Raw genomic sequence first — 15,598 nt, 5'->3', positions numbered from 1 at the left:
AACGAGGAGGTACCGATGGCCGCTGACATTGAGGGGGATCGCCAATGACCGTTGGCAACGAGGAGGTACCGATGGCCGCTGGCAACGAGGAGGGTAGTCGATGACCGACGTACTCGCACAGGGCACCTTCGACCTGTTGCACCCCGGTCACCTCCACTACCTCCGGGAGGCGGCGACGATGGGCGATCGCCTGCACGTCATCGTCGCCCGTGGCGAGAACGTCACGCACAAGCAGTCGCCGATCCTTCCGGATCGCCAGCGTCGGGAGATGGTCGCCGCGCTGGACCCTGTCGACGAGGTTCATCTCGGCCACCCGGAGGACATCTTCGTCCCTGTCGAGCGAATCGACCCGGACGTGCTGGTGCTGGGCTACGACCAGCACCACGACCGGAAGGACATCGCCGACGCGCTCACCGAGCGTGGGATCGACTGTACGGTCCGCCGTGCGAGCGCGTACGAACCGAACTACGAGGGCGCGGTGCTCTCGACCGGCCGGATCGTCGAACGGATTCTCGCGACGCGCGAGTGAGTACGGATTCGCCACCACTCGAAGACCCAAACGCGGGCCACAACGTTTAGGTAGCGTGCTCGTGAAGCTATCTACACATGTCAATACAGTCAGGAGACGAACGTAGACGATTCGACGTCGGAACGGGGCTGATCGGCGTCGGTGCGCTGGCCGCGATCCTCGGGGCATTCCTCCCCTGGCTGACGATCACCGGCGACCTCGGCGACGGACGGAGCGCGAACGGCTTCGACATGATCTCGGACGCAGTGTTTCCACTTTTCAGCCCGATCCTGACGATCGGACTGGCAGTCGTCGCGGTCGTGTTGACCCTCGGCGTCCCGGACAACGACCTCGCTCGCATCGGTGAGGTCGTGGCCGGTGTCGTGATCGCGCTGATCGCGGTGATATTCGTCGTCTCGCCCGGCTCGGTCTTCGGCGGTGGAGTGGAAGGGGAACTCGTCGGCGCGTTCACGGACCCGGGTATCGGGATTATGGTGACGTTGGCCGCGGGAGTCGCCATCGCCGCCGGCGGGGTCGTGAAGTTGGCCGGCTGAGGGCGACCGACGGGACGACAGAACGAACAGCGTTCCTGAGCCGAATCGCCTGTGAGACCGGTCCCGCTCGAGGACGCCCTCACTCGAGGGCCGACGCGATCGTCTCCGTCGCGGCCGGCGTCGCATCGGCGACCAGCCGGGCCCAGACGTACTCGCCGTATACACTCGCGATCGTCCGCTTGTCGGAGTCCGAGTCCGTCAGCGCCTCGTCCGCTTCCGTGAGCGTTCGGGCGAGGCGCGAGGCGACGAACCGTTCCAGCGGCCGGTTCGATCCCGCGAGCACATCGACGGCGTCGGTCGCTTCACGTCGCACACTCCGGACAGCCGCGGCGTCGGAAGGGAACAGGTCCGCGCCGTCCTCGATGCGGGCGATCACCGTCTCGAGGGCGTCGAGGGCGGCGTACACCCAGTGGGTTTCGCGAAGTCGATAGGCCGGGTAGGATCGCTGTTCGGACCAGACGACTGTCCGCAGGTGGTAGTCAGGATACACTTCATCCAGCTTCTCCCCCAATAGCGCCATTCCCGGCTCGCCTCGCCGGACGTCCCGTTCGACGAGCGCGTCCCTGTCGGGTTGTCTGTACAGCATGTCGGCGGACTCGGACCGTCGGAACTCGACCAACCGTTCTCTGGTGGGTTCAGCCAGCGTGGCGACTGCGTCCTCGAGGGCGTCACCGAAGGGCTCGGGATCCGCCAGGCTCGATTCGTAGCGGGCCCGGACGAATGGGGCTGCGGTCGTCCACGCCCAGGCGCGCTCGTTGGTTGCGGCGTCCCGGCCGACGCGGAGGGGACTTCTGGTGCCCCCGGCGAGCCTGTGGTGGCTCGCCTCTGAGAGCCAGGACTCGAGGACGCCGTAGACGACGATCGCCGACTGGGCGTCGGCGGCCCGGCCCGGTAACGCCCTCTCAGCCCGTTGTACCCTCTCGTCCGCTTGGGCGTCCGTGAGAACGACGTCGGCCGGCGACCGATCGACGAGGACGGCCGCCCAGGCGGCCGCCGCTCGCCCGGCGTGTGCCGCCGCGTCGGCCGCCGCCTCGACTGTCTCCACCGTTGTGGACGCCGATCGCATCCTCCCGAGGGCCGACCGCGCCTCGGCCCGGTGGTCGACGATCGCCTCCCGAATCGTTCCGTTCGGGAGCACTTCGGCGGTGAGCGGGTCGGGAATCGTCGCCAGCCGGCTCTCGACGCGCTCGCGGAGGGTGCCACGCTGGGCCTCGGTCAGCGTGACCGGAATGACGGCGGGCCGATCCGGGACCGGTCGGTCGGTGACCGACTCGAGCCCGGAGCGGTCGAAAGCCGGCGGATCGTCCCAGAAACCGTTACCACGACCGAGACAGCCCGCAGTGGCCCCTGCGGCGGCGAGGGCGAGAAATCCTCTGCGCGTAGACAGTCGGGTCATCGGTCCTCACCCGCGGTGTCCTCGGTCGTCGTGGTACCCCCCACCGTCGCGTTGCTCTCGATGACAGCATAGTCAGTGGTGCTCCCCTCACACGGGAAGCGGCCACTCGAGCCGCCGGAGTGTACGTCCATGTCGACGACGGCCGGCAATCGAAAGCAAAGGGCCATGCCGACCCGGGTGTCGGCCACACACTGCTCGTCGGGCGACCGGAGTTCACGGCAGTACTCGTACTCGACGTCGCTGTACTGCCAGGTCACCGAGTGGATCCGGTACTGGTAGCAGGACCTGGGCCGGATGTGTGTGACGTAGACTGTCTCCTCCGTGAAGTCCGTCGCGGCCAGGAACTCCCGCGTCGCGGTCACGTCCGCCGACGGCACACCCGGCTGGAATCGCAGGGCCTCCGCCGTCTCTGTCGATCCGACCAGAAAGCCGACACCGTACTCGTCCTCGGGCGGGTCGAGGACGCGCCGCCCGTCGGGATTGCGGGGCTTCACGACCGACGGATCCGACACGCGTCCGCTGTCTTCGACGGCTGCACGGTCGTCCTCGCGACGGGAGGAATCGTCGTCTCCGTCGTTGTCGGGGCCGTCGCTGCTCACACACCCTGTCAGTCCGAGAACTGCCGGCACCGCTCCGCGGAGGACCTGGCGGCGCGTGGGGGACATACCCACCGTTGAAACGTCACGTAGTAAGTACTTTCCTATGAAACACCGAACAGGAGATCTACAGCAAGTCAGCGTCGGCCAGTCGCTCGACGGCCTCCCGGAGGCGTTCCTGGCTGGCCGCATACGAGAGCCGAACGTACCCTGGCGTGCCGAAAGGGCTGCCCGGGACCGTGGCGACGGCGGCCTCCTCGACAGCCTCCTCGGCCCAGGCCTGATCATCCTCCCGGACGGGCAACATCATGTAGAAGGCGCCTTCCGGTTCGGGTACGTCTTTGCCGTGCTCGGCAAAGAGGTCGACCAGCATGTCCCGCCGTCCTTCGAAGGCTGCCCGCATCTCCGCGATGCTGTCGTCGGTGTTCTCCAGCGCTTCGACGCCGGCGTGCTGGACGAAGTTGACCGCACACGTCACCGAGTGTGAATGGAGTTTTCCGGCCTGCTCGACGAGGTCCTCGGGGCCGGCGAAGTAGCCCAGCCGCCAGCCTGTCATGGCGTAGGCCTTCGAGAAGCCGTTGAGCGTGATCGTCCGGTCTGCCATCCCGTCGAGGGTACCTAGACTGGTCGCCTCGCGGCCGTCGTAGGTGATCTCTTTGTAGATCTCGTCCGAGATCACGGTGATGTCGTGCTCGACGGCCAGGTCACGGACGCCCTCCAGGGCAGCGTCGGAGTAGACCGACCCGTGGGGGTTGCCCGGGGAGTTGACGACAAGGAGTTCCGTATCGTCGGAAACGGTCGCCGCGAGGTCGTCGAGGGCCGGTTCGAGATCAAACCCGTGGGCAGCGGTGTCGACGCGAGCCAGCGAGCCGCCGGCGAGTTTGACCATCGCCTCGTAGGAGACCCACGCCGGATCGAGGAGGGCAACCTCGTCGCCAGAGCGGGACGAACTCCCGCTAGCTGACGGGCCACACCCGTCAGCACCGTCGATCAGCGTCTGGAACACCTCGTACAGCGCTTGCTTACCACCCGGCGTGACGAGGACGTTCTCGGTTCCGTACTGTGTGAGACCGTCGGCCTGCAGTTTCTCGACGATAGCGTCCTTGAGTTCGGGGATTCCGTCGGAGGGAGTGTAGCCCGTCGCTCCAGCGTCCATCGCTGCTTTGGCGGCGTCTTTGATGTTTTCGGGCGTGTCGAAATCGGGTTCGCCGACGCTCAAGTCGACGACGTCGACGCCCTCACTCTCGAGTTCGGCGGCGAGATTACTGATCGCGATGGTGGCGCTCGGTTCGACTCGCGTGACGCGTTCGGCGAAGTCCATATGCATAGTGTCTCCTTACGGATCGCCAGTCTATCGTGTGCGGACCGGCACATCCGCGGTCGTGATCTGTCCTGACTCCGCGGCGCTAATAGATGTACCGCTCCGGCGGGCGACCACGCCCCGAACGCGGTCGTTGCCAGCGAGACACGATACCAGAAGGATTCTAACCCCCCGGCACACAGCAAGCCAATATGTCCGAGGCTGCAGACGCTGCCGACTCCCCCTCCACTGGCGGCGCCGTCGGTCGGATCATTGCGTTTGTCCGCGCACATCCGGTCGTCGTCGCCGTCGTCGCGCTGACGATCGCCGGTCTGGTCGCCCGCTTTGCCTTCCTGGGGTTCCGCGTCGCCCACTGGGACGAGGCCCGCGTGGCGCACTGGGTCGATTACACCCGCGAGACCGGTCACTTCGCCTATCGGTACATCATTCATGGACCGTTCATCCAACACGCCGATCGCGTGCTTTTCGACCTTCTCGGGACGAATGACTTCGCCACGCGCGTCCCGGTTGCCATCGTCGGGGGCCTGCTACCGCTGGCCGCCTTGCTGTACCGCGACCATCTCGATGACGTCGAGACGGTCGTTCTGGCCGCGTTCCTCTCGGCCAACCCCGTCCTGCTTTACTACTCGCGGTTCATGCGCAGCGATCTGCTGGTCACGACGTTCATGTTCGCCACGTTCGGCTTCCTTCTGCGGTTTCACGCCTCCCGGAAGACACGGTACCTCTACGCGGCGACAGTTACCCTGGCATTCGGTGTCGCTTCGAAGGAAAACGCGATTCTGTACGTCTTGACGTGGCTCGGAGCGGGCGCATTGTTGCTGGACGCAACGATGTTCCGACCGCGGAACTACCGGAGTGGAATCGGATTCACGACGAGCAAGCTGGCGGCGGCACGCGAACGAGTCGCCGCCGTAAATCGATCGACTATGGGGCGATACGTCGGCCACGCCATCGCACTCGGGGCGGTCTTTGGCGGGCTGTTCGTGGTCTTCTTCGCACCGCGTGGTGCCGGACTCGACGGACTCACCTATCCGCCCGCGGATCCGAGTGCGAACGTCGGGCTCTGGGACGCCATCGGCAACCCGACGAAGTTCCCCGAACTGGTGGGTCACACGCTCACCTACGGCGTCACTGAGTACGTCTCCTGGGGCGGGGGTGTCGAGAAACTCACGGTCGGGGACTATCTGACGCGGATCGGCGGCATGGCCGAGGGCATGGCCCTCAAGGCAGGACCGCTCGTCGGGTTTGCGGTCGTCGGCTTCTTCCGGGAGCGATACGCCGTCGCCGAGAGCCGACCGCTGGTGTTGTTCATGTTTTACGCCGGTGTGGCGTCGATGGTCGGGTATCCCCTGGCACTGTCGATCGATACCGGTTGGGCGTGGGGGATGACTCACGTACTGGTTCCGCTTGCGATCGTGGCTGCTGCCGGTCTCGGGACGGTCTGTCGATGGGGACTCGACGCCTATCGAGCGAGGGATCGGATCGACGTCGGCCTATCAGTGGTCGTCGTCGGACTGGTTGGACTGGTGGTCGTCTCGACGGCGCTGACCACGGCCTACGCGCCGAACGACCGTGCCGACGACAATCCGATCGTCCAGTACGCCCAGCCGGGTGACAACCTCCGTCCAGTCCTGGATCAGATTCAGTCGATCGCACCCGCTCACGACGGGACTGACGTGCTGGTCTACGACGGGTCTACGGACGACGGCGGCTATCTCAGGGACGATCCGGGAAGCGCCGACTACAATTTCAGGCCGGTCTGTACGGAGTGGGGCAACACGCTCCCGCTGAACTGGTACTTCGTCGCCTACGATGCCGAGACCGATTGCATGAACGACACAGGAGTTCTCCTCGAGCGGACCAGTGGCGAGGATCCCGTCCCCGTCGTAATCACTCGCGACGCCGATCCCACCGTCCCGGCTGACGAGCTCGCGGAGGACTATCACCCACTCACCTACCAGCTCCGAACGCACGGCTCGGAAGCGACGTTTTACGTCCACGAGGACTTCTGGAACCGCGAGACCTGACACCGGACGCTCCTCTACCGTGGTTCGTCGTCGGTCGTATTCGGACGTCGCTTCGATGCGGCGTTCTCAGGGACGCTCTTTCGCCGTAGTTCGTCGTCGATCTCCAGGGCAACCCTTTTGACTACGACTGGGGAACCGCGAGGTACCCATGGCCAGAACGCTACCCGGCCCGACCGTCGGCGTCGTCGGCGGCGGGCAACTCGCCCGGATGCTCGGAGAGGCGGCAACACCGCTGGGGATGGACCTGCTCGTGGTCGACCCGACGCCCGAGGCACCGGCCTCGCCGGTCGTTCGCGAACAGATCGTCGCCGATTTCGACGATCGCGAGGCGTTGACGGAACTCGCCGAACGGTCGGACTACCTCACCTACGAGATCGAACTCGCCGGGACGGACGTCCTCGATTCCGTGAGCGAGGAGACAGGGACGCCGGTTCACCCGCATCCCGACACGCTCCGGACGATCGAGGACAAACTCGTCCAGAAGCGCCGCCTCGAAGACGCGGGAGTCCCGGTGCCACCGTTTCGCGGTGTCGACTCGGTCGACGAACTGGGGGACGCACTCGATGAGCTGGGCTATCCCGCGATGTTGAAGGCCCGCGAGGGCGGGTACGACGGTCGCGGGAACGTTCCGATCGAGTCACCGGAAGACCTAGAGGGCGCTTTCGAGACGATCGTCGAGGCCGCTCCCGGCGTGAACCTGGGGGATCCGTCCGGCGCGGCGATGGTCGAGGGGTTCGTCGACTTCGAGCGTGAACTCGCTGTCATGGGTGTGCAGGGTGACGACGAGCGCGATACGTTCCCCGTCACCGAGACGATCCACCGCGAGGAGATCCTCCGGGAGACAGTCTCACCGGCCCGGGCTGATCCCGCCGTTCGAGAACGCGCCCGTGAAGTCGCCATGGACGTCCTGGACGTGCTGGACGGACGGGGCGTCTTCGGGATCGAACTCTTCGAGACAGCGAACGGTGACATCCTGCTCAACGAGATCGCACCCCGGCCGCACAATTCCGGGCACTGGACGATCGAAGGCAGTCTGACCTCACAGTTCGAACAACACTTGCGGGCAGTCGCCGGCTGGCCGCTGGGAGCAACCGACCGCCGCTCACCGACGGTAACGACGAACATCCTTGGGGATGTCGACGGGCGACAACAGGCGACGCTTCGGAACGTCGATCGCGTTCTCGAAGCCGACGGCGCGTCGATGCATTACTACGGCAAGCGGGAGGTCTATCACCTGCGGAAGATGGGCCACGTCACGACCGTCGGGAACGACGATCGCGATCCAGCGGCGTTGCTCGAAGAGACTCGCGAGATTCGCGACGAATTGACGTTCCAGTGACTCCCTCGCAGGCCCCTCCACGCCACGTCGGCGGACCCGGAAACGTTCGGGACGGCTCGTCCTGTCGACCACGGTTCGTCTTTTCGTCCGCCCGTCTTCATCTCAGTTTTTGACTGTCTCCGGTTCGTCTGCGGTGTCATCCTACCGTGTGACATCGAAATCCGGGTTCGAAGCCATCCGATTCTGGTAAATAAAATTATATTTTCTTAGAGGTATAGGGTAATATATGATTTCGTCATCGATCGTTTCTTGTGGCGGCGTCCATGCCTCTCCTATTCAGATGACTCTGACGTCTCTGTGGAGATTCGTCGACGGTGATTATCTGAACGGGGGCTAAAGCGCCAGATACCGACGTTATACCGAATATCGACAGCAGTTTGCTTCGATAAGGATATCTGCGATCGAGACAGTCCATCTATAGATCCAAAGCCGACAAAAGGAGATCTGAACGGGAAATTGCTGGCCGTAACTTCGTCTACTCCGACTCGATCCGATAGTAACTGCAGACGACCAATCACTTCGTCCGTTCGAGCCGCGCTGGACTTACAGCGATAATTTTCCAGCAGACACATAATCTAAATATGTTGTATGTTATCTTGATGTATTGGTAGAGTGGGGATACTCTCGCCTCGGTCGGCCTGATATCCACCACAGACATCGATCACTCGCTCGGTGTACTAACATATACGTATCTAGAAGTGGAACAACGGGACATGTCTCATATGGACGGGCTTCGGGACTCCGATATAGCGAACATCCCGGCGGAGTTAGGGGGTGAGAAGGTCGTTCTCGGGTTCGACGGGTACGTCGATCGCATTCGGGAGATCGTCAATGACGGGCCTGATCAGGAGATCTCTCGTCGTGTCCATCATCTCGCCGAGCTCGGTGAGCAGATTTCGGCGGCAGCACGAGCAGAGCGGTCGCTACTCCTGAAGTGGACAACTCCAAACAGGAGAGTCGGCGGTCATACCTGTCACATTTCGCGCGTCCTCGAACAATTGGCGTACGATCCGGTAATGATCGGGATGTTCGGACAGCCGCCCAATGAGATTTTCCGCGAGGATTTTCGTGGGTCTGAACTCGAATCCCTCGGCGATCCGGCGTACACGGATGCGATCGAGTTCGACGACTGGAAGTTCATGCTGACGGAGGCAGGAGGGATGCAGTTTCTCGATTGGACGACACTCAGTGAGGAAGTCGGATTCGATCGACTCGCCACGCACTTAGACGGTGCCGCACTGCTCAGTATCGGCTACTGGGCCGAAATCAGTGACTTGCATTCGATACTCGAAGGATTACATGAAGAACTCCTCCCGTCACTCGATTCGCCGCCGAAACACGTCCTCGTCGACCCGGGGAACATCGGTAAGCGACCGAATTCGGTCGTTCAACGAGGTGGTGAGATGTTGTCTCGACTCGACGAGCAGGTCCCGGTCACCGTCTCGGCGAACCAGTTCGAGACTGAGGACATCGCGGCGCTGTCCGGTTCGACTGGAGGTGATCGATCACAGATGGAAACGGCGGCCAAAGCACGAGCGGAACTGGGTGTCACTCGCTTTGTCACCCATCGGGCGACCCGATCCGTGTTAGTAACCGATTCGGAGCAAGTCAGCATCGGTGTCCCCCAGACCGACAATCCGGTTTCGACTACCGGCGTTGGCGACTACTTCAACGCCGGAATCATCATGGGCCTGATCCTGGAACTCCCTCCCCACGAAACAGTTGCACTCGGGAACGCGATCGCCGGGTACTTCGTCCGGCAGGGAAGTATTCCGACCACCGAGGATCTCAATAGCTTCCTCCGTTCCTATTCCATCGAGAACTGGCGAACGTGACGTCGACGTATGGACTATCCGGACCGCTACGTGCCAGTTCGGCCGTTCCCTGTTCGCTCAAGACGTTGATCGGTTACTCTTTTCGCCCACTGTTTCTCATTCGGAAAACATGGAATTAATCTCGATCAGGTTGGCGGCCCGCTTGACCTGATCGGAGAGTTCGTTGTCGATTCGCTCGTCGTCGAACCTGGAGACGGGACCGAAGATGCCGATGGCACCGATCAGATCGTCGTCGTCCATAATGGGCGCCGCGACGCTACGCATCCCGTTGGCCAGTTCTTCGTCATCGGTCGCGAATTTCTGTGCCCGGATCCGTTCCAATTCCTCTAGGAGCTCGGCACGATCCGCGATCGTGTTCGGCGTCCGACGTTCGAGTCCGTGAGTGTCGATGATTTCCCCGACTCGTTCGTCGGACATGAATGCCAGGATGGCCTTCCCGAGAGCCGTACAGTGGAGTGGTTCCTCGACGTCCGGCCGATACGGCTGACTGACGTCCGCGTCGTTATCAGTACGATACAGGTAGACCAAGTTACCGAAGTCCTCGCTGCCGAAGTGTGCAGGCTCTCCTACTCTGGACGATAGTTCGTCGACGGCCTCTCGGACGATCGAGAAATCAGAGTGCTGTTTCTTCGCCTGCCGGGAGAGTCCCGCCAGTCGCAGACTGAGGCAGTACCCCCCATTGCGCTCGACGATCAACTCGTTCTCACCGAGCGTCGTCACGTGGTCGTGGATCGTGCTCTTCGAACGGCCGAGAGTTTCTGCCAATCTGGAGACGCCGATCGGCCCTTCTTCCGCGATCACGTCGATGATATCACAGGTGATGTCGACCGACTGGATCGGCGGACCTGCACCCGAACGATTGCCCATACCCCGCGTACACGTCGGCTTTTAATAACGGTATTCCCTTCTGGGGAACGTCGTTTCCAGCGACGCCAGTTTTCAATCGAGATCCGGATTCAGTAGGTTATTAATCGTTATGATATAGTATGGCATTCGAGCACATTAGACATGGTATAGGTGACGATTCTCGGACATGCACGCGCTCGTGGAGGTCTCAACCTGTTCCTTCAGGAGGAACGGACGTGAAGCCCTACGGAACTGTGTGTGGATCGGACGGACACATCGTCCGCCGCCACGGACCCGTACGTCTCGAACTTCGGAGGCCGGGAAATACCACGCCCAGGGTCGTCGAACGGGGCGGGAAACTCATTCCGCTCCGTTCCTTGACGGGACGACTCCATCTGTTTGACCAACTCTTTGCCGAGAGGGGTACGCTGGCATCGATCAGTGACTAGTCTTTCCCTCCTACTTATAAAATATGAATATATAAAATTAATCTGAGTGTTCTGGGGAACCCTTCGTGATAAAGGCGGGTAGATCGAGGAACCATCAGATAACCAATGAGTGGGGTTGGGAAGGTAACGGGTACGTTCCAGAGATCACTTGAAATAGCTCAAACACCAGTATTGGGGCCAATACTGTCTATATAGGAGGTACGACGACCGTCAATCGGTACGTGATACGATGTTCGAGACAATTTAGGGATTCAGACAGCACGCGCGGAAAATTGGAGATATCGTCCCAAAATCGCCCGAATTCAGTGGATTCGGACAGAGCGTAGCTAAACCAGCTCTCGGCCTGTCGAACAGCGAATGGGGATGACGGCAAAAATATAATTATTCTGTTGCAATTCTTTAACCAACAGAGATATTTAATATGTCTAGGGGGGACCCCAACAGTATCGTGGTTTCGAGGTTTCGGCCCTGGGTCCACCACCATAGCCGGATAGAGGACTGTCTCGGGACGAAACGATAACGACCGGACTTCGCGGTTCGATCCGAGTACGGAAGGGGAAACACCGCTGGGGAGTGCTTCGAGGAACGTCCCCAAAGTCGGTCGAGTCGATCGTAGTGGAGCCAGTCAACGAGTTCCAGTCTTCTGCGGAGCTGTCACAGATCCATAGGCCGGCGCGATCGGCGCCCCAGTATCGAGCCCAGTACTGTTCTCTTCGGATACCCCACGTGGTCGTTTTCGTACCCGAAGGCCCACAATCCCGAACGGGGGCTTCCTGATACGTGCAGTTCCTACATCCCATAACAGATGTACTGTCGTTATTATATTGGTGCTGTGGCCACTCACGACCCATCTTCCCACGTCGTTTTCTGTCTCGATCTACCGTCGCAACTGTACGTAGTTGCCATCGTACACGATCGAATTCGGCATTTCTGTACCTCTGTTCCTCTGTGGGGAACATATTTCACGTCCTGGGAGGGCGGAACACGGCCTCAAACGGTCCGTATTTCCCTCACTACACACCTCAAGAGGACTATCTATCCGTCCCGAGTGGGCTGAGGACAGCCCCCGTATAGTAGCGGAATCGACGTTTTCGGGTTATTTGGTATCGTGTGTCGGCGGTCGGTTCGGTAAACGTCGATAGGGAGGGACCTCAGCCCAAACGTCTGGATTCGGGGTCCGGGCACCCAAACGTTTACGACACCGTTCCTTTTTGAGGAACGCAGTCGAACTACTCGGGCTCGTTCATTTCCGAATCGGTTCTGACCATATTTGAGGGTGTGTCAGTAGCTCGTTCCAGCTATCTATCCTGGAGTGACACGTCGTCGAGGACGGAATTCGCGTTCCAGCGAAGATCACGCCGGTCCCGTGGTGTATGGTATCTCTCACAGCAGCGATCGTCTGTTGGCCACCGCCGGGGATGATTGAACAAGGTTTAATATGGTTTGTGGAGAACCCAACTACGTTGGTGCTTCAATGAGTATACAGACTGTGCGTACTGACTCGGACGGCGTCACGTTCGCGGTCGGTGCCGATTCGACAGCAGCCGAATCGACGGCTACTGTTCTGCGGGTCGAGCCTGTAACCGATTCTGTCTTCAGGGTCGTCTATACGGGCGAAACGGTGTCGCCCGCAGACGGGAGTTTCATTGTGGAATCACTTCCGGACGACGATGTCGATTGGACGGTTCGAACGGGAAGTGAGACCTGTTCCGTCTCGACGGACGAGGTGACGCTGGCGGTCGACCGTGAAACGGCGGCGTTCACCTGGCGAGATGCCGATGGAACCCGGTACGTCGGTGAGCCCACCAGCGGTGGCAAACACATCGCCGAAGTGTCCCCGGAGGAGAAGGCTGTCGGGGACGACGTCTCAGGGCCCGAACCGTCGTTATCCAGAACCGCTTACGAGACGAAAGTAGCGTTGGACTTCGCGGACGACGAGGCGATCTACGGCCTCGGACAACACGAGGAGGGCATCGACGATTACCGCGACCACATGCAGCACCTCTACCAGACGAACACGAAGGTCGCGATGCCGGCGATCGTCTCGACGCGAGGGTACGGTATCCTCTGGGACACTTACTCCCTCGCCGCGTTCCACGACGATCAACACGGTTCGTACTTCTGGTCGGAATGTGACGATCAGCTCGAGTTCTACTTCGTCGCCGGCCCCGACCTCGACGATGTCGTCGCCGGGTTCCGGGCCCTGACCGGTGATCCGACGCTGTTCCCGAAGTGGGCTTATGGGTTCGTCCAGTCGAAAGAACGCTACGAGACCCAGTCGGAACTGCTCTCGGTCGTCGAGGAGTACCGGAATCGGGAGATCCCCCTCGACGTGATCGTCCAGGACTGGCAGTACTGGCCATCTGAGGGCGAGACCAATTTCGCCCCGGACAACCAGCCGGACGCCGAGTGGGGCCAGTGGGGACAGAAGTCCTTCGACGCCGATCGCTTCCCCGATCCCGATCAATTGACTGCGGACCTCCACGATCTCGGCGTCAAGCTGATGATTTCCGTCTGGCCGAACATGCATTCCGGTCGGGACCGCAAGGAAATGGAGGACAACGGGTTCATCATGGACGAGACGGACATCGTCCCCGGACCGGAGAACGAACAGGGTTACTACGACGTCTTCGACCCGAACGCGCGGGCGCTGTACTGGAAGCACGCCGACGACGGGCTGTTCTCTCACGGGGTCGACGCCTGGTGGTGTGATTCGACTGAACCGTACGCCGCCGACTGGAGCCTCGATGATGAACTCCAGCCGTTCGAGCGCACGCGACACAATGCGAACGCGCTCAAGACGGTCATCGATCCCGAATACATCAACGCCTATTCCCTCCTGCATTCGAAGGGGATCTACGAGGGCCAACGCGAAACCACCGAAGACAAACGGGTCGTGAATCTCACACGTAGCGGCTATCCTGGCCAACACCGTTACGGTGCGATTACGTGGTCGGGCGACGTGGAGGCGACCTGGGACCGCCTCGAGAAACAGATCGCCGATGGGTTGCAATTCACCGCGACGGGGAATCCCAGGTGGACGCTGGATGTCGGCGGGTTCTTCGTCGATAGCGCACCGCAGTGGTTCATCGACGGCAACTACCCGGATGGCCACGAGGACGAGGGCTACCGGGAACTGTACACCCGGTGGTTCCAGTTCGGGACTTTCCTTCCGATGTTGCGCTCTCACGGGACCGACACGCCGCGGGAGGTCTGGCGCTTTGGCGAGCCGGGCGATCGAACCTACGACACGATCGTGAAATTCGACGAACTACGTTACCGATTGTTGCCGTACATCTACTCGCTGGCCGGGTGGGAAACCCACCGCGAGTACACGATGTTCCGCCATCTTTCCTTCGACTTCCGCGAGGACGAGGCAGTCCACGACATCGTCGATCAGTTCATGTTCGGCCCGTCGCTGATGGTCTGTCCTGTGACCGAACCGATGTACTATGGACCAGAGTCCGAACCGCTCGACGGCACAGTCCAAGCCCGCGAAGTGTACTTGCCGGAGGGGACGGACTGGTTCGACTTCTGGACCGGCCGGCGGTACGACGGTGGACAGACGATCCTGGCAGACGCACCTCTCGAAAAGGTACCAATCTTCGTCCCGGCTGGAAGCATCCTGCCGATGGGGCCGGTCAAGCAACACACCGAGGAGAACCCGGACGCGCCGTGGCAGATCCGGGTCTATCCCGGTGCTGACGCGTCCTTCGATGTCTACGAGGATCGGGGCGACGGGTACGACTACGAGGACGGCGAGTACGCCTGGACGACGCTTCGATGGGACGAGTCGACCGACACGCTCGTCGTCGAGGAACGCGACGGAGACTTCCCCAAACTCCGCGAGGAACGGATGATCGAAGCCTCCGTGGTCTCCGAAGGGAATGCAGTCGGTCACGAGCCGGCGACGGACCCGACGACGGCCGTCTACGACGGCTCCCACACCGAACGCGATCTGGACCGCCCCTGAACGGCGGCCGGGGTTCGGCCCGCTCGCTCACTGTCGAACTCGTCTCACACGTGACTTCGACCGATCCTGAACGGGGCGCCCGTCGGACGGTTCACGGTCCGCACCGGTCGCCGTCAGTAGATTTAAGGGGAGCTGAACCGACCCCGCTAGGGATGAGCGAAGACAGCACGTCGACCGGAGGGAACGAGACCGTCTCCATGGGGATCGCCGGGACGGAACCGGCCGAACGACGGGGGAGACGCATTCTCCAGATACTCCTCGAGAACGACGTTCTCCTCGGCGAGGCAGAGGTAACGGTTGCCGAGGAGTTCCACCGTGAGTGGCGCGACCGGATGGCGGCCCTCCGTGGTCGGACACTCAGTGCCGAGATCGAAGAGACCTATCCCGGCGTCGACGCGGAACGAACCGAGTATCGCGGAACGCCCTATTACGCACTCGAGGAACGGACGGGTGGCGTCGAAGCCGACAGGATGGTCTCTCACGTACTGGCGGTCGCGGATGTCGCCTCAGTCCGGACGCTGGAAGATACCGGTGTCCCATCGGAAACTGCCCGACTGGCCGCAAGATCACTCCGTCAGTTTCTCAGTTCGTGTCCCGTCTGTGCGAACGAACTGGTCACGATGAACGAGTCCTGCTGTGGGGGACACGGTCCCAGAGGGCCCACGAAAGTGCTGGCCTGCCAGCACTGTAAGGTCCCGATATACGTATTCGAGGAGTGAGCCCTCGAACCTGGAACTGATACTCGATAGAGGGA

General features: G+C 61.6%; 11 protein-coding genes. 7 read left to right on the top strand and 4 right to left on the bottom strand.

Going from position 1 to position 15,598, the window contains the following annotated elements:
* The first annotated feature begins 100 nt into the window (after window positions 1–100).
* Together E3374_RS08345 and E3374_RS08340 are read left to right on the top strand one after the other, a co-directional pair.
* Window positions 101–529 carry an adenylyltransferase/cytidyltransferase family protein gene (locus E3374_RS08345; RefSeq protein WP_136688630.1) on the top strand — a complete coding sequence of 143 codons (429 nt, stop codon included), beginning with the start codon at window positions 101–103 and terminating at the stop codon, window positions 527–529.
* A 77-nt stretch (window positions 530–606) separates the two neighbouring features.
* On the top strand, window positions 607–1,062 hold the full coding sequence (locus E3374_RS08340) for a hypothetical protein (RefSeq protein WP_136688629.1): 456 nt from the start codon (window positions 607–609) through the stop codon (window positions 1,060–1,062).
* 79 nt (window positions 1,063–1,141) lie between these two features.
* On the opposite strand, the gene E3374_RS08335 is transcribed toward E3374_RS08340, so the two are convergent.
* The 3 genes from E3374_RS08335 to E3374_RS08325 are packed head-to-tail and all read right to left on the bottom strand — an operon-like array spanning window position 1,142 to window position 4,381.
* Window positions 1,142–2,458 (bottom strand): hypothetical protein, encoded by a 1,317-nt coding sequence (locus E3374_RS08335; protein WP_136688628.1) that lies wholly within the window; start codon window positions 2,456–2,458, stop codon window positions 1,142–1,144.
* A complete protein-coding gene (locus E3374_RS08330) occupies window positions 2,455–3,123 on the bottom strand; it encodes a hypothetical protein (RefSeq protein WP_136688627.1) in 669 nt (222 codons plus the stop codon). Before E3374_RS08330 ends, E3374_RS08335 begins: the two co-directional genes overlap by 4 nt.
* Before the next feature lie 58 nt (window positions 3,124–3,181).
* Window positions 3,182–4,381, bottom strand: coding sequence for a pyridoxal phosphate-dependent aminotransferase (locus E3374_RS08325; RefSeq protein WP_169051808.1), 1,200 nt, complete (start codon window positions 4,379–4,381; stop codon window positions 3,182–3,184).
* 185 nt (window positions 4,382–4,566) lie between these two features.
* Here E3374_RS08325 and E3374_RS08320 point away from each other — a divergent pair, with 185 nt between their 5' ends.
* From E3374_RS08320 to E3374_RS08310, 3 genes are all read left to right on the top strand, one after another.
* Window positions 4,567–6,402 (top strand): flippase activity-associated protein Agl23, encoded by a 1,836-nt coding sequence (locus tag E3374_RS08320; RefSeq protein ID WP_136688625.1) that lies wholly within the window; start codon window positions 4,567–4,569, stop codon window positions 6,400–6,402.
* Window positions 6,403–6,550: 148 nt separating this feature from the next.
* A complete protein-coding gene (locus E3374_RS08315; RefSeq protein WP_136688624.1) occupies window positions 6,551–7,741 on the top strand; it encodes a 5-(carboxyamino)imidazole ribonucleotide synthase in 1,191 nt (396 codons plus the stop codon).
* A gap of 713 nt (window positions 7,742–8,454) precedes the next feature.
* Entirely contained in the window at window positions 8,455–9,576 is a 1,122-nt protein-coding gene (locus E3374_RS08310) for a PfkB family carbohydrate kinase (RefSeq protein ID WP_136688623.1), read from the top strand.
* A gap of 96 nt (window positions 9,577–9,672) precedes the next feature.
* Here E3374_RS08310 and E3374_RS08305 read toward each other — a convergent pair whose 3' ends face one another.
* On the bottom strand, window positions 9,673–10,443 hold the full coding sequence (locus tag E3374_RS08305; protein ID WP_136688622.1) for an IclR family transcriptional regulator: 771 nt from the start codon (window positions 10,441–10,443) through the stop codon (window positions 9,673–9,675).
* A gap of 1,902 nt (window positions 10,444–12,345) precedes the next feature.
* Between E3374_RS08305 and E3374_RS08300 the strand changes: the two genes are divergently transcribed.
* The gene (locus tag E3374_RS08300) at window positions 12,346–14,844 is read left to right on the top strand and encodes a glycoside hydrolase family 31 protein (RefSeq protein ID WP_136688621.1); all 2,499 of its coding nucleotides are present in this window, start codon (window positions 12,346–12,348) and stop codon (window positions 14,842–14,844) included.
* A 152-nt stretch (window positions 14,845–14,996) separates the two neighbouring features.
* Window positions 14,997–15,563: a hypothetical protein gene (locus E3374_RS08295; protein WP_136688620.1), complete on the top strand. Its 567-nt coding sequence runs from the start codon at window positions 14,997–14,999 to the stop codon at window positions 15,561–15,563.
* Window positions 15,564–15,598: the final 35 nt, after the last annotated feature.

It is taken from the genome of Halorhabdus amylolytica (genome assembly GCF_004944975.1).
GTDB classification, from domain to species: Archaea; Halobacteriota; Halobacteria; order Halobacteriales; family Haloarculaceae; genus Halorhabdus; species Halorhabdus amylolytica.
The sequence above is the reverse complement of the archived record's forward strand: the minus strand, read 5'-3'. Positions and strand labels throughout refer to the sequence as shown.

What these genes read in the sequence shown, in the direction of transcription:
- E3374_RS08345 (WP_136688630.1), top strand. Translation starts at nt 101, where the DNA reads ATGACCGACGTACTCGCACAGGGCACCTTCGACCTGTTGCACCCCGGT.
- E3374_RS08300 (WP_136688621.1), top strand. Translation starts at nt 12,346, where the DNA reads ATGAGTATACAGACTGTGCGTACTGACTCGGACGGCGTCACGTTCGCG.
- E3374_RS08310 (WP_136688623.1), top strand. Translation starts at nt 8,455, where the DNA reads ATGTCTCATATGGACGGGCTTCGGGACTCCGATATAGCGAACATCCCG.
- E3374_RS08340 (WP_136688629.1), top strand. Translation starts at nt 607, where the DNA reads ATGTCAATACAGTCAGGAGACGAACGTAGACGATTCGACGTCGGAACG.
- E3374_RS08335 (WP_136688628.1), bottom strand. Translation starts at nt 2,458, where the DNA reads ATGACCCGACTGTCTACGCGCAGAGGATTTCTCGCCCTCGCCGCCGCA.
- E3374_RS08295 (WP_136688620.1), top strand. Translation starts at nt 14,997, where the DNA reads ATGAGCGAAGACAGCACGTCGACCGGAGGGAACGAGACCGTCTCCATG.
- E3374_RS08315 (WP_136688624.1), top strand. Translation starts at nt 6,551, where the DNA reads ATGGCCAGAACGCTACCCGGCCCGACCGTCGGCGTCGTCGGCGGCGGG.
- E3374_RS08325 (WP_169051808.1), bottom strand. Translation starts at nt 4,381, where the DNA reads ATGCATATGGACTTCGCCGAACGCGTCACGCGAGTCGAACCGAGCGCC.
- E3374_RS08305 (WP_136688622.1), bottom strand. Translation starts at nt 10,443, where the DNA reads ATGGGCAATCGTTCGGGTGCAGGTCCGCCGATCCAGTCGGTCGACATC.
- E3374_RS08320 (WP_136688625.1), top strand. Translation starts at nt 4,567, where the DNA reads ATGTCCGAGGCTGCAGACGCTGCCGACTCCCCCTCCACTGGCGGCGCC.
- E3374_RS08330 (WP_136688627.1), bottom strand. Translation starts at nt 3,123, where the DNA reads ATGTCCCCCACGCGCCGCCAGGTCCTCCGCGGAGCGGTGCCGGCAGTT.